19 protein-coding genes are annotated in these 17,984 nt (G+C 72.7%); 3 read left to right on the plus strand and 16 right to left on the minus strand.

Annotated elements, in window-relative coordinates; genetic code table 11:
* Window positions 1-144 precede the first annotated feature (144 nt).
* From E1182_RS13105 to E1182_RS13115, 3 genes are all read right to left on the minus strand, one after another.
* Entirely contained in the window at window positions 145-846 is a 702-nt protein-coding gene (locus E1182_RS13105) for a UdgX family uracil-DNA binding protein (protein ID WP_132264574.1), read from the minus strand.
* A 92-nt stretch (window positions 847-938) separates the two neighbouring features.
* Window positions 939-2,000: a hypothetical protein gene (locus E1182_RS13110; protein ID WP_132264576.1), complete on the minus strand. Its 1,062-nt coding sequence runs from the start codon at window positions 1,998-2,000 to the stop codon at window positions 939-941.
* Entirely contained in the window at window positions 1,997-2,347 is a 351-nt protein-coding gene (locus tag E1182_RS13115; RefSeq protein ID WP_243706199.1) for a PadR family transcriptional regulator, read from the minus strand. Before E1182_RS13115 ends, E1182_RS13110 begins: the two co-directional genes overlap by 4 nt.
* Before the next feature lie 104 nt (window positions 2,348-2,451).
* Between E1182_RS13115 and E1182_RS13120 the strand changes: the two genes are divergently transcribed.
* On the plus strand, window positions 2,452-2,703 hold the full coding sequence (locus tag E1182_RS13120; RefSeq protein WP_132264578.1) for a hypothetical protein: 252 nt from the start codon (window positions 2,452-2,454) through the stop codon (window positions 2,701-2,703).
* Between the two features lie 24 nt (window positions 2,704-2,727).
* Here E1182_RS13120 and E1182_RS13125 read toward each other — a convergent pair whose 3' ends face one another.
* Window positions 2,728-3,879 carry a GyrI-like domain-containing protein gene (locus tag E1182_RS13125; RefSeq protein WP_132264580.1) on the minus strand — a complete coding sequence of 384 codons (1,152 nt, stop codon included), beginning with the start codon at window positions 3,877-3,879 and terminating at the stop codon, window positions 2,728-2,730.
* 386 nt (window positions 3,880-4,265) lie between these two features.
* Here E1182_RS13125 and E1182_RS13130 point away from each other — a divergent pair, with 386 nt between their 5' ends.
* Window positions 4,266-4,676, plus strand: coding sequence for a VOC family protein (locus E1182_RS13130; RefSeq protein ID WP_132264582.1), 411 nt, complete (start codon window positions 4,266-4,268; stop codon window positions 4,674-4,676).
* Window positions 4,677-4,699: 23 nt separating this feature from the next.
* On the opposite strand, the gene E1182_RS31090 is transcribed toward E1182_RS13130, so the two are convergent.
* Both E1182_RS31090 and E1182_RS13135 read right to left on the minus strand, forming a co-directional pair.
* Complete coding sequence (locus tag E1182_RS31090; protein WP_165942598.1) at window positions 4,700-4,867, minus strand: hypothetical protein; 168 nt, start codon at window positions 4,865-4,867, stop codon at window positions 4,700-4,702.
* Between the two features lie 223 nt (window positions 4,868-5,090).
* On the minus strand, window positions 5,091-6,431 hold the full coding sequence (locus E1182_RS13135) for an aminotransferase class I/II-fold pyridoxal phosphate-dependent enzyme (protein ID WP_132264584.1): 1,341 nt from the start codon (window positions 6,429-6,431) through the stop codon (window positions 5,091-5,093).
* 36 nt (window positions 6,432-6,467) lie between these two features.
* Between E1182_RS13135 and E1182_RS13140 the strand changes: the two genes are divergently transcribed.
* Window positions 6,468-7,793 (plus strand): bifunctional pyridoxamine 5'-phosphate oxidase family protein/GNAT family N-acetyltransferase, encoded by a 1,326-nt coding sequence (locus E1182_RS13140; protein WP_132264586.1) that lies wholly within the window; start codon window positions 6,468-6,470, stop codon window positions 7,791-7,793.
* On the opposite strand, the gene E1182_RS13145 is transcribed toward E1182_RS13140, so the two are convergent.
* From E1182_RS13145 to E1182_RS13190, 10 genes are all read right to left on the minus strand, one after another.
* Window positions 7,721-8,653 carry a sporulation protein gene (locus E1182_RS13145; protein ID WP_132264589.1) on the minus strand — a complete coding sequence of 311 codons (933 nt, stop codon included), beginning with the start codon at window positions 8,651-8,653 and terminating at the stop codon, window positions 7,721-7,723. The genes E1182_RS13140 and E1182_RS13145 overlap by 73 nt on opposite strands.
* Window positions 8,654-8,787: 134 nt before the next feature.
* Window positions 8,788-9,852, minus strand: coding sequence for a hemolysin family protein (locus E1182_RS13150; RefSeq protein WP_132264591.1), 1,065 nt, complete (start codon window positions 9,850-9,852; stop codon window positions 8,788-8,790).
* Window positions 9,849-11,204, minus strand: a complete 1,356-nt coding sequence (locus tag E1182_RS13155) for a hemolysin family protein (protein WP_132264593.1) — start codon at window positions 11,202-11,204, stop codon at window positions 9,849-9,851. The genes E1182_RS13150 and E1182_RS13155 overlap by 4 nt, the downstream gene beginning before the upstream one ends.
* Window positions 11,205-11,363: 159 nt before the next feature.
* On the minus strand, window positions 11,364-11,699 hold the full coding sequence (gene mnhG / locus E1182_RS13160; RefSeq protein ID WP_132264621.1) for a monovalent cation/H(+) antiporter subunit G: 336 nt from the start codon (window positions 11,697-11,699) through the stop codon (window positions 11,364-11,366).
* Window positions 11,700-11,701: 2 nt separating this feature from the next.
* On the minus strand, window positions 11,702-11,965 hold the full coding sequence (locus E1182_RS13165; RefSeq protein WP_132264595.1) for a monovalent cation/H+ antiporter complex subunit F: 264 nt from the start codon (window positions 11,963-11,965) through the stop codon (window positions 11,702-11,704).
* Window positions 11,962-12,525, minus strand: a complete 564-nt coding sequence (locus E1182_RS13170; protein WP_132264598.1) for a Na+/H+ antiporter subunit E — start codon at window positions 12,523-12,525, stop codon at window positions 11,962-11,964. Before E1182_RS13170 ends, E1182_RS13165 begins: the two co-directional genes overlap by 4 nt.
* Window positions 12,522-14,027, minus strand: coding sequence for a Na+/H+ antiporter subunit D (locus E1182_RS13175; RefSeq protein WP_132264600.1), 1,506 nt, complete (start codon window positions 14,025-14,027; stop codon window positions 12,522-12,524). The genes E1182_RS13170 and E1182_RS13175 overlap by 4 nt, the downstream gene beginning before the upstream one ends.
* The gene (locus tag E1182_RS13180) at window positions 14,024-14,500 is read right to left on the minus strand and encodes a Na(+)/H(+) antiporter subunit C (protein WP_132264602.1); all 477 of its coding nucleotides are present in this window, start codon (window positions 14,498-14,500) and stop codon (window positions 14,024-14,026) included. The genes E1182_RS13175 and E1182_RS13180 overlap by 4 nt, the downstream gene beginning before the upstream one ends.
* Window positions 14,497-17,328, minus strand: a complete 2,832-nt coding sequence (locus E1182_RS13185; RefSeq protein ID WP_132264605.1) for a Na+/H+ antiporter subunit A — start codon at window positions 17,326-17,328, stop codon at window positions 14,497-14,499. Before E1182_RS13185 ends, E1182_RS13180 begins: the two co-directional genes overlap by 4 nt.
* 215 nt (window positions 17,329-17,543) lie before the next feature.
* Window positions 17,544-17,924 (minus strand): hypothetical protein, encoded by a 381-nt coding sequence (locus E1182_RS13190; RefSeq protein ID WP_132264607.1) that lies wholly within the window; start codon window positions 17,922-17,924, stop codon window positions 17,544-17,546.
* Between the last annotated feature and the right edge of the window lie 60 nt (window positions 17,925-17,984).

The following is a 17,984-nucleotide window of genomic DNA, read 5'->3' on the forward strand; positions in this document are numbered from 1 at the left end:
GCCCGGACCTGCCCACCCCGGCCTGGCCCTACCCGGCCACGGCCACGGCCAGGCCAGGCCAGGCACGGCACTGCGAGGTGGGCGAGCGGGCCTTGGGCGACGACTCCGGGGCGGCCGAGGACGGCGGTGGGCGGAGGCGAGTGGTCAGCGGGTGAGGGCGCGGGCGGCGACGGTGAGGTCGGCGACCAGCCCCTCGTACGCCTTGTCCTGGTCGTCGGCGCGCAGCACGGCGGACGGGTGGATGGTGGCGAGCAGTTGCGCGGCTGGCGCGTCGGCGACCGTTCCGGCGCTGTCCACCGGTACCCGGACGAAGTCCTCCGGCCGCTGCGCGGACGCCGGCCAGGGCAGCAGTTCACCGCGCTGCCGGGTGACCCGGAACGCGGGGCCGAGCAGTGCCTTCGCGGCGGTCGCCCCGAGCACCACCACCAGTTCCGGGTGGAGCCGGGAGAACTCGGCCACCAGCCAGGGCCGGCAGGCGGTGATGTGCACCCGGTCGGGTGTCTGGTGGATCCGCCGCTTGCCGCGCAACTCGAACCGGAAGTGCTTCACCGCGTTGGTGAGGTAGATGTGGGCCGGGTCGATTCCGGCGTCGTCCACCGCCTTGCGTAGCAGCCGCCCGGCCGGGCCGACGAAGGGTAGGCCCTTCTGGTCCTCCATGTCGCCGGGCTGCTCGCCGACGAAGACCACCCGGGCACCTTCGTCGCCCCGCCCGAAAACGGTCTGCGAGGCGTCCCGGTACAGCTCACAGCCCCGGCAGCCGGCAGCGGCGTTGCGCAACTGGTCCAGGGTGTCGGCCTGGGGCGGGATGAACTGCTGGGCACCGGGTGCGTCGGTCTGCTCGGCCATGCGGACAGTTCTACCCGGTACGGCGGTAGGCACGCGGCGGACCCGCCCTGGCACCGCCGAGGCGTTCTCGACGGTGGCGGGTGGGTCGATCCTCACCCGGTCGGTGTGGTGGAGCTTGGTGGCTCAGCGGGCACCGCGGGGAGCCGGCGCAGTGCTCGGATGGCGAGTACCGCCAGGGGTGCGCCCACCGCGAGGACGGCGGCCGCCTCGACCACGGCGATCGTGAGCAGTGGGGTCTGTTGTGCCTGGTGGCTGTAGTCGGGCAGGGTCGCCGTCCGCAGGGCGAGGGTCGCGGCGGCGAGCAGGGTGAGCGCCAGCGACCACGGCAACGTGCGGGCGGCCCGGTCAGGTCGCCGGCTCGCCAGGTGGACCGCGATGGCGGCGCTGACGAGGGCGCAGGACAGGCCGGGCCAGTCCAGCAGTCGCAGTGCCTGACCGTTGGCCTGGACGGCGAACAGCGGCACGGGGACGAGGAGGATGCCGGCCGGTAGCGCGTACAGCCAGCGGCGGCGCGGCACCGGTTCGGCGTCGTGGTGGAACGCCGCCATGGCGAGCACCAGGACAGCGTCGAGGAGCAGCGTCACCCACGGCGACGCGGCGGGCGGGGTCTCGCCGGAGGCATGTTGCACGGCATGGGTCACGGCGGGGGGCAGGATGGCGAGCAGGGCCAGCGCCTGGGCCACCCGCCGGTGTCCGAGGACGAGTGCGACGTACGCCGGCAGCCACGCGTAGTCGGCCAGGTCCCACGCGGTGCGCCACAGGTTGCCCGGCGCGACCGGCGTCCATTCGGGCGGCGGGGCGGGCAGCGAGGCGATGTTTCCGGACAGCCACGCCGTGATAACCACGCCGGCGGTGGCCATCACGGCGTGGGTGAGCGTCGCCATCAGGGTGGCCAGTCGGACGGCCTGGCCCCACGCGTACGCCCGGGGTGGGGCGTTGGTCCCGCCGAGCCGCAGCCGAGCGGCGAGGGCGAGGACGCTGGCGACCTCGGACAGCCGCGGCCGGCCGTGGTCGGCGACGTACGCGTTGGTGTCCGCGTCGTCGGTGTCCATGCTCTCCAGGAAGGCGGCGACCATGTCCTCCTCCCACTGGCGCCGGTAGTCGGCGGGCAGCAGCCGCAGCAGGTGGCGGTAGCGTTCCTCCAGCCGGTTCATGACGGCGACCTTCCCGCGATCGGGCTCTGCTGCGCGCGTAGCCGGGCCGAGGCGATGCGGGCGTTGGCGGCCAGCCGTTCCGTCTCAGCGGCGAGCGCGTGGCGGCCGCGCTCGGTCAGCCGGTAGTACCGGCGCAGCCGGCCCTGCCAGGCCTCCTCCCGGTCGGGTTCCACCAGGCCGTCGGTGACGAGTCGATCCAACACCCCGTACAGGGAGCCGATCTTGAGCTGGACACGCCCCTGGGACAGTTCCGTCACGTCGGCGACGATCCCGTAGCCGTGGCGTGGCGCGTCGAGTAGCGCGGTGAGGATGAAGAAGGCCGGTTCTGTCATCGTCCGAGGAGCCATCCGCCCAATATAATGGATGACAAGATATGCTGCGACGCACAGGCAGAGGTCGGAACGGCGTGACCCTCCGGCGTCGGTCGTGGTGCCAAGACAAGGGAGTGCTCATGGGCGACGGTGAAGCGGCGGACGTGGCCGACCTGGGCGGGCCGGACTTCGCCCCGGTGATACCGCCGGCAGACAGCAGCGTGGTGGGCGCGCCACCCCCCGACCGAGGCGTCGTCCTGGGTCCCGGATACCGCGGCCACGTCGTGCTGCCCAGGGCAGCACGGCCAGCACCTCCCCCCGCCGGCTCCGGCAGCGACTCCGCGCAGGAAACCCGACAGGACCGGCCGGCGGAGCACCGCGATCATCCATGAGTGGCCCCGCCGCTCACCGCATGGTCACGACCGTGCCACAGGTTGACGAAGGATGGTGCGCAGCTTCGCCGGCTCGGTCCGGCGCGGGTCGCCGAGATAGATCTCGTGGTGCGGCCCGTTGAACGTGAGGCCGTTGGCAGGCATGAACTCGTGGTGCAGGCGCGCGAGCACCGGACCCTCGTCGTCGTACGAGCCGATGTGCAGGACCTGGACGGCCAGCCCCTCCGCGTACCGCTCGAACCGCACCTGGTCCACCGCCGGCAGGCCCTTCTTCGTGGCGGTCAGCCGGATCGCCTCGTCCACCATGGCAGCGGTGATCCACTCCGGCTGGGTGATCAACATCGTCCACCGCCAGTCGCCCTTGGCCCGGGTCACGAACACGGTCGGGTCGTCCGCCGACCACAGGCCCTCCAGCGGAGCGACCACGTAGTCCCGGCCGAGCTGCGACTTGCTGGCGAACTTCAGCGCGTACGAAAGGGCGTACAGGGCCGTCACCGCGTCCTGGTAGGACGGCGACGTGTTGGGGTCACCCTTGCCGTCGATCATCAGGAACGGCAGTTCCGGCACGTCCACGAGCTGGAAGCTGCCGGCGCGGGGCCCGTAGAGGTCCTTGCGGTCCCGTTTGATGTCCGACTTCGTCGCCATGTTCTTCTCCAGGTTTGCGGTCGTGGTGGCGATCCAGGCCCGTTCGGCCTCAAGTTGGGTCGTGGCGTAGTCGAAGATGGCGGCGACGAAGTCCGCGACCGGCTCCTGTGCCGCCCGAGCCGCCTGGATCGCGGCGAGGCGCTCCGCCACCTGGGCCTCGCGTGTGCGCAGCGCGTCGACGACCTCCGCGCCCGGGAGGGCCGGGCTGTTGGCCAGACCGACGAGGATCGACGGGTAGGTCGGCCGCAGCTCCGCGAGGGCTCGCCGGGTCGCGTCGGCCAGCACCCGTACGCCGGCCGGCGTGGCGGCGTAGACGCGGCGCCCCTTCGCTGTCCCGTCCGGTCGGGTGCTGGACACCAGAGCGCGTGACTCCAGCCGACCGAGGACGTAGTAGATCGCCGAGAAGGCCAACGACGTCCACTGCCGGATGCCCCGGGCCTCGATGACGGCTTCCAGGTCGTAGCCGTGCCGGGGGCGTTCGGCCACCAGGCCGAGCACGGTCAGCTCGGCATCGGTCAGGGATTCGGGCACGGGCGATATTCTAGCCCTAGAATATCGAATCGTCTGACCCTGGCCGGCCCGCCGCCGGGATCTCGTATGGCGGAGGGCCGGTGCTGTTGGTTGCCGCCAGCGGCACCGGCCCTCCGCGTTCGGGTGTGGAGGGTGGTCAGCGGGCACGCGCCCAGGCGAGGAAGCGTGCGGTCAGGTCCGGGGCTCGACCCCGAGGGCAACGAGTTCTGCATCGGGCGCAGCGAAGCCGAGCGCGCCAGCGGATGACCGCGACGGCGGAGGCCAAGGCTGGTACGAGCCTCAGCTCACGGCAGCTCAACGGGCAACCCTCGATCGTGGGCTGACGTTGTCGACGGCGCGGGCAAATCAGGTCGATCGACCGGCACCGAACGGGTAGGAACATCCGTATGTCGACATCCTTGCGCAACGTCTGTTTCGACTCCGCCGACCCGTACGCATTGGCCACGTTCTGGAGCCAGGTGGTCGACCGGCCGATCGCCGCCGAGTGCGAGCCCGGCGAGGAAGAGACGTACATCGAGATGCCCGAGGGCCCGGACCTGTTCTTTCAGCGGGTGCCGGAATCCAAGATCGTGAAGAATCGGGTCCACGTCTGCCTCACTCCCGATATCAGGCGCGACGAGGAGATCGACCGGCTCACGGCCCTGGGTGCGACATTCGTGGACGACCACCGCAACCCCGACGGCACCGGATGGGTGGTGCTGGCAGACCCCGAGGGCAACGAGTTCTGCGTGTTGCGCGGCAAGGCCGAGCGGGCCGCGTTCCCCCACGCCGACGACTCCCATCCGGTCACAACCTGACACCCCCACGCCCGGGTAAGCAGCTAGGTCTGGTGCCATGTCAGGTCGGGCTGGCCTCGTTCCACCCGTGGCGCATGTCGGATCAGGACGATGCGGTACGCCACGATCCACACCAGCCAGAGAAGCCAGCCGACGAGGCCCAGCAGAGCCAGTGCGGTCGCCAGGAACACCTGCACCCGCCGGGCATTCATCCCGGCCTGGGAGCGGCCATCCGGTGCGGAAACACTGTGGCCACGGACGGTGCCTGAGGTGCGCTGACCGTCTCCATGGGCGGCATTCTGCGGTAGAAACGCGCGGCGGACACCGCGATGTGCCGCAACCCGAGGCGAGTCCGCCGACGGTCAGGGTCGCGACCCGAGGCGAGCGTCCGCTGACGGCGAGGTGCGCCCGGCACCCGGCCGGGACAGGACGCGCTCAGGCGGCGAATCCGGCCGGACCCGAGGGGCACAGCGCACCCGCGATCGCGTCGGCGAGCGGCCCGACCTCGGCGTCGTCCAGTGCGCTGACGGTGATCCGGACGCCCGGGCCGGCCCCGATCCGGAAGAGTGCGCCCGGTGCGACGGGCCAGCCGGCGTCGCGCAGCGCGGTGACCACCGCCGTCTCGTCCGGCACCGGCAGCCAGACGTTGATGCCGGTCCGGCCGTACCCGGTCAGCCCCCGGTCGGCGAGCGCGGCGAGGAGGGCGGCGCGGCGTCGGTCGTACTCCCGGCCGGCCCGGCGGACCAGCGCGGCGGTGGCCGGGTCGCGCCACAGCGACAGCACGAGACGTTGCAGGACGGTGGAGACCCATCCGGCGCCGACCCGGGCCCGGCCGGCTACCCGGGCCACCGTCGTCTCGTCGCCGGTCAGCACCGCCAGCCGCAGGTCGGGCCCGAACGGCTTGCTCACCGACCGGACGAAGGCCCAGTTCGGGGTCGCCCCGGCGAGCGGGTGCAGCGCGACGCTGGCCAGTTCGGCGGCGTGATCGTCCTCGATGAGCAGCAGGTCGTGGCGGCCGGCGAGCAGCTCGCGCAGGGCTGCGGCACGGTCGGCGGTGACGGCGGCTCCGGTCGGGTTCTGCGCGCGGCTGGTGACCACCAGCGCCCGCGCGCCGAGGGCGAGGGCGTCGCGTACGCCGGTCACGGTGGGGCCGGCCTCGTCCACCGGCACGCCGACCGGTCGCAGGCCCGCCGCGGCCACCAGGTCGAGCAGGTTGGCCCAGCCCGGGTCCTCCACCGCCACCGCGTCGCCGGGGCGCAGGTGGGCGGCGAGGAGGCGTTCGATGCCGTCCAGCGCGCCGGTGGTCACGGTGACCTCCTCGGCGGGCACGCCGTCGGCGGTGAGGCGCTGTCGGGCCGCCTCGGCGAAGGCGGGAAGCACGGCGGTCTCGGCGTACCCGACGGGCGGGCCGACCTCGGCGGCGAGCGCGGCCAGGTGCGGACCGAGCGGAGGCAGCAGCCGCAGGTCGGGCTGTCCCCGCGAGAGGTCGCGGCTGCCCGGCGCGGGGGTCGGGTGCAGCGCGGCGCGGGAGGAGGCGACCGGCGGGCGTGGTCGGACGCGGGTGCCGTGCCGGCCGGCGGTGACCACCAAACCGCGTTGGCGTAGCTCCTGGTAGGCCCGCGCGACGGTGGCCGGGCTGACGGTCAGCTCGGCGGCGAGCGCCCGGACGGCGGGCAACGTGGCCCCCGGCTGCAACGCTCCGGAGCGGATGCCGGCTTCCACACTGGCCGAAATCGCGGCGGACGTCGCGCCGTCGATCTGATAACGTACTGCCACAGTACGGAGATTGTACTAGAACAAAGGTGGGATGTCATGTACGCCCCGACCACGCGCACCACCGCCAGCCGTTCCCGCGACCGGATGAGTTACGACCGCGCAGCGGCGCACGCGGTGCTCGACGAGGCCTACCACTGCGTGCTCGGGTTCACCGTCGACGGCGAGCCCCGGCTGCTGCCCACCCTGCACGTGCGCATCGGCGACACCCTCTACCTGCACGGCTCCACCGGCAGTCGGCCACTGCTCGCCGCCCGGGGCGACGCCGGGCTTCCGGTGTGCGTCACGGTGACCCTGCTCGACGGGCTGGTCTACGCCCGTTCCCAGTTCCACCACAGCGCCAACTACCGCTCGGTGGTGGCGCACGGCGTCGCGCACCTGGTCACCGGCGACGACGAGAAGCGTCAGGCGCTGACCGCACTGGTGGAGAAGGTCGGCACCGGGCGCAGCACCGACAGCCGCCCACCGAACCGGCGCGAGTTGGCCGAGACGGCCGTACTGGCCCTGCCGCTGCGCGAGGTGTCGGTGCGGGCCCGCACCGGTGGCGTCCGGGACGATCCGGGCGACCTGGCGCTGCCGCACTGGGCCGGAGTGGTGCCGCTGCGGCTGACCGCCGGACTGCCCGAGACGGACGCCGGGGTGACCGCGCCGGTGCCGGCGTACCTGCGCGCGGCGGTGTCGCCCTGGCGGGAGCCGGCGTCGCTGCGCGGCGCGCACGTGCTGCTGGAGCCGCTGGACCTGACCCACGCCGACGAACTCTTCACCGCCACCGCCGAGCCTGAGGTCTTCGCCCACCTGGGCAGCCCGCTGCCGACCGGGCCGGCCGACATGCGGGCGATCGTCGCCACCGCGCTCGCCGCCGGGCAGCGGGGCGAGCGGGTGCCGTGGGTGCAGCGCTGCGCGCGGACGGGAGCGGTGGTCGGCACCACCTCCTACTACGAGATCGATCCGCAGCGGCGGTCGGTGGCGATCGGCTACACCTGGCTGGGCCGGCCCTGGTGGCGTACGGGCATCAACACCGAAGCGAAGCTGCTGCTGCTCGGCCGGGCCTTCGAGGACCTGGGCGCGGTGCGGGTGGTCTGGCACACCGACATCCGCAACCGCCGCTCCCAGGCGGCGATCGAGCGGCTCGGCGCGACCCGGGAGGGCGTGCTGCGGATGCACAAGCAGCGCCCTGACGGCTCCTGGCGGGACACCGTGCAGTACGCGATGACCGTCGACGAATGGCCGGCGGCACAGGCCAGGCTGCGGGAGCGACTGCACCGGGTGGCACCGGTGGGTGAGCCGAGCCGTCAGCTGCCGTCGCCACCGCCCGCACCGCCACCGCCGATGCCCGGGCCGCCGGCGGTGCCACCGAGGCCGTAACCGGGCGCGATCGGCTGGTCCGGGGGACGACTGACGTGCGCCGACTCGGTGATCGGGGCCGACCAGTCGGCGTGCGCGGCGGCGGCCGCGTGCCGGTCGATGGTCACGCGTAGCCAGCCGTCCACGGTGGTGACCCAGTCGCGCTGTTCCGATCCGGTGTGCCAGATCCGGAACCGGCTGATGCTCTGATGGCTGATCCCGGTCAGCGAGAGCCGGCGGTCCACCCAGAGCAGCACCTCCAGGCCCGCCGGGTTCGCCACGAAGATCACTTCCAGTTCGGTCATCGGGCCGGCGTACAGCGGTGCCACCCAGTACCCGAGACGCTGGTGCACCGGCAGGGTCTGCTCCACCCCGGGCAGCCGACCCTGCACGAGACCCGCCTGCCGCAGCGTGAAACCCAGGGTGTCCAGCGCCGCCAGGACGTGCTGCTGGCTGGGCAGCGGGTGGACGAAGACCGGCACCATCGCCCCTTGGTCCCGGTCGGGGTCGACCGAGACCTCCGTACGCAGCCCGGTGCGCAACGCCATCAGCGGCACCCCGCCGACGATCGTCACCGGGGTCTCCCAGGGCAGCGGCACCGCGAAGTCGACGGCTCGACGCCGCCCCGCCGGCACCACGAACCGGCCGGCGATCGGCACCTGGTGGTACTGCACCAGCCGGCGGGGCGAGCGCGGATCGTCGGGTTCGGCGGTGGCGACCAGGCCCAGCCGGATGTGCCGGACCGGCACGTCGTCCCGACCGGCGGCGAGCAGCACCCGTCCGGGCAGACGCAGGCCGGGGCGGGTGCTCGGGTTGGTCAGGGTGGTGCTCACCGACAGTCCGGTCCCGCCGGACTCCCGCGCCACCCCCGTCAACCGCATCCCGCCGCTCCCGCCGCCTACCCCGTCCGGCGAGGGCGTCGCCTCCGCCGCGGCGCGCATTCCCGCTGTCCGGCCCGGCACTCCACTCCACCGGCCACCGGTCACGGCGGGCTGTGGAGTGGAGTCGACGCGCCTCAGCGCATGCGCCGCCCGCGTGGCACCGGGTCAGTCTCGTCGTCGAACTCGCCGATGACCTCCTCCAGCAGGTCCTCCAGCGCCACGAAACCGATCGGCCGGGTCGGGCCACCGCCGTTGCGCACCAGCGCGAGCTGGGACTGGTCGGCGCGCATGGCGGCCACCGCCTCGGTGACCGTGGACTCGGCGGGCAGGGTGAACGCCCGGGTCATCAACTCCCCGGCCGTCGCCGGCCGGCCGGTGGTGACCGCCCGCACCGCCTCCCGTACGTGGACCAGGCCGCAGACCTCCCCGGACGGGTCGAGCACGGCGAGTCGGGATCGACCGCTGTCGCGGCTGACCTCCTCGACGCGCTCGGCGGTGTCGTCCCGGCCGACCGTGATGATCCGGTCGAACGGCTCCATCACGTCGGCGACGGTGGTGGCCTGCAACTGCAGCATGCTGGTCAGCATCTGGTGCTGCTCGGCGCCGAGCAGCCCGTGCTCCCGGGACTGCTCCAGCAGGATGCGCAGCTCGTCCGGGCCGTGCACCTGGGCGAGTTGGTCCTGCTGCTGCACGCCGACCAGCCGCAGAATCGCGTTGGCGAGCGCGTTGAGCGCCGACAGCACCGGCCGGGCGACCCGGGCGAAGGCCCGGAACGGCAACGCCAGCAGTATCGCGGACCGCTCGGCGTCGGTGATCGCCCACGACTTCGGCGCCATCTCGCCGACCACCAGGTGCAGGAAGGTCACCAGGCCCAGGGCGAACACCAGCGCGATGAGGTGGCTGGCCGCCTCCGGCAGCCCGACGGCGTGCAGCAGCGGGCTGAGCAGATGTTCGATGGCCGGTTCGGCGAGCGCGCCGAGACCCAGGGTGCACAGGGTGATGCCGAGCTGCGCGCCGGCCAGCATCAGGGACAGCTCCCGGACACCGTCCAGCGCGGCCCGGGCCGCCCGGCCGCCACCGGCGGCGGACTGCTCCAGGCGGTACCGCTTCGCGGCCAACAGCGCGAACTCGGCGGCGACGAAGAACCCGTTGAGGGCGAGCAGCAGCACCGAGGTGAACAGGGCGAGGCCGGCGCTCATGCGGCACCCCCGTCGCGGGCCGCGCCGGCCAGCCGCAGCCGCACCGTGTCGGCCACGTGCCGGTCCACCGCCAGCACCTCGACCACGGCCTTCGGCTGCTCCTGCGGCTCCTCGCCGTCGGCCGGGAGGCTGATCTCCAGCCGGTCACCGACCTCGGGCACCCGGCCCAGCTCCCGCATCACCAGGCCGCTGAGGGTGTCGTACTCGGGGGCTTCGGGCAGGGCGATCCCGGTGCTGTCGGCAACCTCGTCGATCCGCCACCGCGCCGGCACCACCCAGGAGCCGTCCTCCTGCCGCGCGGGCGACCGCTCCGGTGGGTCGTCCTCGTCGCGGATCGGGCCGACCAGTTCCTCGGCGATGTCCTCCAGCGTGATCACGCCGGCGAACCCGCCGTACTCGTCGACGACGCAGGCGAGCTGCCGGTGCCCGGACCGGAGCCGGTCCAGCACGGTCGGCAGCGGCAACGTCTCGGGCACCAGCAACGGGGGTACGGCCACCTCACTGACCGGGGTGCTCGCCCGTTTCGCCGGGGGCACCCCGAGCACGTCGGCGATGCCGACCACGCCGACCAGGTCGTCCACGCCTTCCGACCCGCGTACCGGGAAGCGGGAGTGGCCGCTGTCGAGCAGCTGCACGATCCGGCTGACCGGCTCGTGCGCCCGTACGGTGTGCACGTGGACCCGCGGCACCATGGCCTCCCCGGCGGTCAACTGCCGGAAGTCGAGCCCTCGGTCGAGCAGGGTGGACATCTCGACGTCGAGGTGGCCCCCCTCGCGGGAGTCGGCGATGATCTGCTCCAGGTCCTCCGGGGTCGCGCCGCTGGGCAGTTCCTCGATCGGCTCGATGCCGATGCGGCGCAACAGCCGGACCGCGGCCCGGTCGAACAGCTTGATCACCGGGCCGAAGACCTTCAGGTAGATCAGGGTGGAGGGCGCCAGCGCCCGGGCGAGCTGCTCGGCCCGGGCGATGGCGAGGTTCTTCGGGGCCAGCTCACCGAGGACCATCTGCACCACGGTGGCGATGGTCAGGGCCAGCGCCACCGACAGCGGCAAACTGACCGAGGTGGGGACACCGGCCCCGCCGAGCAGCTCGGCCAGCCCGGCACCCAGGTACGGCTCGGCGACGTAACCGACCAGCAGGGCGGTGACGGTGATGCCGAGCTGGGCTCCGGAGAGCATGAAGGAGAGCCGGCCGGTGACCTGAAGCGCCCGGGCGGATGCCTGGTCGCCGTCGTCGGCGCGTTGCTTGAGCCGGCCGCGGTCCACCGCGACGTAGCCGAACTCCTGAGCCACGAAGTAGCCGGTGGCGGCGGTGAGAACGATGATGAGAACGAGACCGTAGACGATCAACACGGGCCGCTCAGGGCTCCCGGGGTCGTCGGGGCGAGGGGATGCCGGGCACGACCCGGCTGGCTACTGCTGCCCTCCTGGGCAGAAGAGTCGATCATTCGACAATTCTATCGGCGACCGCTGGAAGTTCGCTGATGGTGGTGGCAAAGCCGCCGTCATCGACTAGTTTCCCCGGTCGGCCAGTTCGTCGGTGCGCAGCGACTTCCGGTCGACCCGCCCGGAGCGGTACGCGGCCCGGCCGATCATCTGGGCGGCCACCGGCGCGGTGGCCAGTTGGAAGAGGCCGACCAGCAGGATCATGCCCAGATCCGCCGGGGTACGCAGCCGCAACGCCAGCCCCAGCAGCAACAGCAGCACGCCGAGGGTCTGCGGCTTGGTGGCCGCGTGCATCCGGTCCAGCACACCGGGGAAACGCAGCACCCCGATGCCGGCGGCGAGGCTGAGCAGAGCGCCCGCCACCAGCGCCGACCCGCCCAACCAGTCCAGGACGACCGTCACGCTCACGACTCCTCCCGGACGGCGAAACGGACCAGGGCCACCGAGCCGACGAAGCCGAGCAGCGAGACCACCACCAGCACGGGCAGGCTGGTGGCGTGCCGGTTGACCGCCGCCTCGGCCCCGACCGCGCCGATCATGGTGGCCAGCAGCAGGTCTGCCGCGACCACCCGGTCGAGCAGGGACGGACCCCGGTACATCCGGGTGAGCGCCAGCAACGCGGTGGCCGACAGCAGCACGGTCAGCACGACGGCGAGGACGACGATCATGTCTCGGGCCTCCGGTCGGGGTCGGTGGTGAGCAGGCGCAGTTCGGCGTCGGAGCCGACCGTCCGGACGATGCGCTCCTCGACGGCGAGGATCCGGTCCCGGCTGTCGGTCAGGTCCCGGGTGCCGTGTACGTCGAAAACGTGCACGTAGAGGACGCCCTCGGCCCGGTCGACGTCGACGATCAGGGTGCCCGGGACCAGGGAGAGCAGTTCGGCGGTGAGGGCCAGGTTGAGGTCGCTGCGTACCCGCAGCCGTACCCCGATGATCGCCCCGCGCGGCCGGTAGCCGGGACGTACGGCGATCGCGGCGACGCGCAGGCTGGCGCTGACCAGTTCGACGACGAACGTCACCACCAGCACCAGCAGCCCACGGGGCCGCAGCCGGCCCGCGAAGGTGACCGGCGGCAGCGGGAAGAACACCAGCACCGCCACACCGGCCAGCGCCCCACCGGCCAGGTTTCCCCAGCTCAACTCGCCCCAGAACAGGTTCCAGGCGGCGATGAGCCACCCCAGCGCGGTGGCCTGGTCCCGCCAGCGGCCGGACCTGGACGGGGCCGTCACGGCGACCCCCCGGGCAGTACGGCCTCCACGTACGGGGTGCGCCGGCGCAGGTCGGCGGCGGCGTCGGCGGTGACGTCGAAGAGCGGACCGGCGGCGAGGGTGAGCACCAGTCCCAGCACCACCAGCGCGGAGGTGGCGCCGACCATCAGGCCGGGCAGCCGCACCAGCGACCCACCGGTGGCCAGTCGGGGCGCCCGCCAGAAGGCGATGTTCCACACCCGGGAGGCGACGTAGAGGGTGAGCAGGCTGGTCAGGGTTCCGGCGGCGACCAGTGCCCAGGCCAGCGGCCCGCCGACCGCAACGCCGGCCTGGAGCAGGCCGAGTTTGCCGAGGAAGCCGGAGAAGGGCGGGATGCCGGCCAGGTTCATCGCCGGGACGAAGAAGAGCACTCCCAGCAGCGGGGCGATCCGGGCCAGCCCGCCGAGCCGGCGCAGGTCGGTGCTGCCGGCCCGTTCCTCGACCAGACCGGCCACGAGGAACAGGGTGGTCTGGACGGTGATGTGGTGCACCACGTAGAAGATCGCGCCGGAGAGGGCCGCGACGGTACTCAGCCCCACCCCGAAGATCATGTAGCCGATATGGCTGACCAGGGTGAAGGAGAAGAGCCGCTTCATGTCCGTCTGGGCCACCGCGCCGAGGACGCCGACCACCATGGTCAGGCCGGCGACCACCAGCAGCGGACCGGCGACCTCCCCGCCCGGGAACAGCAACGTCTCGGTCCGGATGATCGCGTAGACGCCGACCTTGGTGAGCAGACCGGCGAAGACGGCGGTCACGGGGGCCGGCGCGGTCGGATAGCTGTCCGGCAGCCAGGCGAAAACCGGGAAGACCGCCGCCTTGATGCCGAAGGCGAGCAGCAGCGTCAGCTGCAACCCCAGACGTACGCCGTCAGGCAGCGCGTCGAGGCGCCCGGCGAGCTGCGCCATGTTGAGGGTGCCGGTGGCCGCGTACACCAGGGCCACCGCGGTCAGGAAGATCAGCGAGGACAGGACGCTGACCATGACGTACGTGGAGCCGGTGCGGATCCGCGCCTCGGTCCCACCGAGGGTGATCAGGACGAAGCTCGCGGCGAGCAGCATCTCGAAGCCGACGAAGAGGTTGAACAGGTCCCCGGCGAGGAAGGCGTTGGTGACGCCGGCGGTCAGCACCAGGTACGTCGGGTGGTAGATGCTCACCGGCGCCGACTCGCTGGTTTCGCTGAGGCCCTGACCGATGGAGTACAGCAGCACGCAGAGGGTCACCGCCGAGGAGACCACCAGCAGCAGCGCGGCCAACTGGTCGGCGACCAGCACGATCCCGACCGGGGTGGGCCAGCCGCCCACCTGCACCACCACCGGGCCGTGCCGGTACGCCTCGACCAGCAGCACCGCCGACACGGCCAGGTTGGTGCTGAGCGCGACGACGCTCACCGTGCGCTGCACCTGGGGCCAGCCACCGAGGAGCAGCGTCAGCGCGGCACCCAGCAGCGGCACCACCACCGGCAGCGGGACCAGCCGGGTCACCGCCGGCCTCCGGGTCGGCGCGGCCGACGGCGGGGCGACGGGTCCACCTGTTCGGGGGCGTCCGACCCGCCCGCGCCCACGTCGGAACTGGCGATCTCGTTGCGGTCGGCGAGCCGGACGACCTGACGGTCCTCCCGGTCGTCCGGCACCTCGTCGTCTCCGGTGAGGTACCAGCTGCGGTACGCCACGGCGGCCACGAAGGCGGTGAACCCGAAGGTGATCACGATGGCGGTGAGCACCATCGCCTGCGGGAGCGGGTCACTGAAGCCGCCGGGCGGGCCGGTGCCCAGCACCGGAGCGCCGCCGGCCCGGCCGCCGAGCAGGATGAGCAGGTTCACGCCGTTGCCGAGCAGGATGACACCGAGCAGGATCCGGGTCAGGCTGCGCTCCAGCAGCAGGGTGACCCCGGTGGCGGCGAGCACGCCGACGGCGAGCACCAGCACCAGCGTCGGCCCCCCGCCGTGCGCGGTCACGTCGGTTCTCCACCCCGGTCGATGACGAGACCCCGCTCGGCTCTACCGGCGGCCTCGATGTGCCGGTCCACCTCGGCACCGAGGCTGCGCAGGATGTCCAGCAGCAGGCCCACCACGACCAGGTAGACGCCGATGTCGAAGAAGAGCGAGGTCACCAGGTACGGATCGCCGAGCCGGGGCAACCACAGGTCCACCTTGGCGCTCTCGAGCAGGGCGCCGGTGGTGAGCAGGGACATCGCGCCGCTGCCGACCGAGATCGCCATGCCGGCGCCGAGCACGGTGCCCGCGCCCACCGGGGCGCTCTCGGCCAGTTCGTACCGGCCGCCGGCGAGGTAGCGCAGGGCCAGCGCCAGACCTGCGACCAGACCGCCGGCAAAGCCCCCGCCGGGGGCGTTGTGGCCGGAGAAGAGCAGGAAGAGCGAGAAGAGCACGACGGTGTGGAACACCAGGCGGGTGACCACCTCGAAGACGATCGACCGGCGGCGCTCGCGGAGGGTGGGTCCACCGTGCAGCCACACCGGGCGGTCGTCGCGCCGTCGGCCGGCCGGATCCCGGCGGGGTCGGGGGCCGGTGCGGGATTTCTCGAAGACCAGGCTGGCCACCCCGGTGGCGGCCACCACCAGCACGGAGATCTCACCGGTGGTGTCCCAGCCCCGGATGTCGACCAGGATCACGTTGACCACGTTGCGGCCGTACCCCTGCAGGACCGCCAGGTCGGGAAAGGCCACCGAGACCGGCTCGGCGGTGCGGGCGGTGGTGGCGACCAGGGCGAGACCGGACAGGACCACGCCGACGGCGACCCCGATCAGCCGCCGCCCGAAGCGGGCGCGGCGCAGCGGACGGGCGGAGAAGCGTTCCGGCAGCCGGCGCAGCACCAGCGCGAAGACCGCGATGCTGGCGGTCTCCACCAGGAACTGGGTCAACGCCAGGTCGGGGGCGCCGTGCAGCACGAACAGCATCGCCGTGCCGTAGCCGGTCATCCCGACCAGCAGCATTGCCGTGAGCCGGCGGCGGGCGCCGACCGCGAGCACCGCCGCGACCGTGACCACCAGTACCACCACCAGCTGCAACGGGGTGTCCCAGAGAGCGATCCGCTCCGCCCACGGACGGGTGACCAGCAGGGTGCCGCCGGGTACCAGCACCAGCGTGAGCAGGATGGTGCCCAGGTACAGCGGCAGGGAACCGCGCTGGGTCGCGCCGGTGATCTCGGTGGCCAGCCGGTCGAAGTGCCGGGTGAGCCACTCGTACCCCTGGTTGCCGGTGACCGGCGAATGGAGCCGGGCCAGCACCGGGGTGAGCCGGCCGCGCGTCGCGTGCAGCAGCACGCCACCGGCCAGGGCCAGGGCCGACAGGCCGAGCGCCAGGGTGGGGCCGTGCCAGAGCGCCAGTTTCTCGTGCGGCGGGCCGAAGAGTTCGGCGTACGGGCGCAGCAGCCCGTTCAGGGCGGTGGCCGCGGCGCCGGCGACCAGCCCGGCGACGGCCAGCAGGGCCGCGGGCGCCAGCATCGGCAGCGGCGCCGGGGCGGCATCGGTGGGCACCACGCCGGGCCGGGTGGCGAAGGCGCCCCAGAGGAACCGGATGCTGTACGCCGCGGTGAGCACCGTCCCCGCCACCAGGCCGGCGAGCAGCAGCGGCCGACTAGCGAGCGCGGCGAAGACGGCCTCCTTGGCCACGAAGCCGAGCAGCGGCGGCACCCCGGCCATCGACGCGACCGCGAGCGTGGCCACCCCGGCGAGCACCGGCGCCCGCCGGCCGAGTCCGCTGAGTTGCCGCAGGTCGCGGGTACCGGCCTGGTGGTCGATGATGCCGACGACGAGGAAGAGAGCCGCCTTGAACAGGGCGTGCGCCAGCAGCATGGCGACCCCGGCGAGCGCGGCGTCGGCGGTGCCGACGCCGAGCACCACCGCCAGCAGCCCGAGCTGGCTGACCGTCCCGTACGCCAGCAGCAGCTTGAGGTCGGACTGCCGCAGCGCGGCCGCGCCGCCGGCGATCATGGTTGCCAAGCCGAGAATGAGCACCACCGGCCGCCACGGTCCGGTGTCGGCGAGGACCGGGGCGAGCAGCCCGATCAGGTAGACGCCGGCCTTGACCATGGCCGCCGCGTGCAGATAGGCACTGACCGGGGTGGGGGCGGCCATCGCGGCCGGGAGCCAGGACTGGAACGGGATGATCGCCGACTTGGCCAGTGCCCCGGTGAGGATCAGCAGGACCGCGGCGACCTGACCGGCGCCTCCGGGCAGCGGCGCCTCGGCGATCACCGACCAGCGGTAGCTACCGGCGTGCTCACCGAGCACCAGGAAGCCCAGCAGCATCGCCAGGCCGCCGAGGGTGGTGACGGTCAACGCCTGGGCGGCGGCCCATCGGGTGAAGCGTCGCTCGGCGTCGTGCCCGATCAACAGGTACGAGAAGACGGTGGTCAGTTCCCAGAAGACGAACAGCAGCAGCAGGTCGTCGGCGAGCACCAGGCCGAGCATCGCCCCGGCGAAGGCGACCAGCACCGCCAGCAGCTGGCTGAGCCCGACCGAGCCCCGGTCGAAGTAGCGCCCGCAGTAGACCAGCACCAGCGCCCCGACCCCGCCGACCAGCAGGGTCATCAGCCAGGACAGCGTCGTCATCCGGAACGCGACGTCCAGGTCGAGCTGGCCGATCCAGCCGTACGTCTCGACGACCGCGCCGCCGTCGCGGACCTGCGGGGTCCGGGTCAGCGCCCAGCCGAGGGCAGCAGCCGGCGCGAGTGCCAGCAGGTAGCAGGCACGCGGACCCCACCACCGCACCAGCAGCGGCGCGAGCAGTGCCGCCACCAGGTGGAGGAGCAGCAGTACGAGCACCCGTCCTCCCCCGGTTGAGCTGGCGGCACGCACCGGGTCGGATCGTCCCGGCCAGCACTGATCACACGCCAGTTCGCGGACCCATGGGTGATTTTACCGAAATATGCCTACTTGACCCTCGGCTGGTCGGCGCTCGGACGCGAACCGGCCACCTGCCGGCGCGCAATGGCACGACCGCCCGACCGAGGCAGGGAAACACCCCGCCGGAGCGCGGGTCAGCGCAGGATGACCTCGCCGACCGGGACAGACGGCTCCCGATCCCAGCGCGCCACCTCGACCAGCAGGTCCGGTCGGTCGAGCTGCCGGGCGACCTTGTTGACCACCCGCTGGGCGGCGGTGAGGGAGCGCACCGAGAGCAGGTTGCCGCGGCTCTCCCGACGCAGTACGAAGTAGTGCACCGCGGCCCGCACCTGAGCCCGGTCGGCGGCGCTGGCCTGGGCGGTGGAGACGACCAGCTCACGCAGGGAGCGGGCGAGACGCTCGGCCAGTTCCAACTCGGGGCCGCGCAGGCTGCTGCGGACGGCAGCCAGATGGCTGTCGACCTTGCGGATGAGCACATCGGTTCCGGATCTGAGGCCGTGCCGCTCGACGGTCATCCGATCCTCCTTCGCCCGACGCGCTGCAGTGAAGTTACTTTATGTTGCGGCTCACTAGCA

Source organism: Micromonospora sp. KC721 (assembly GCF_004348355.1).
Lineage (GTDB): Bacteria > Actinomycetota > Actinomycetes > Mycobacteriales > Micromonosporaceae > Micromonospora.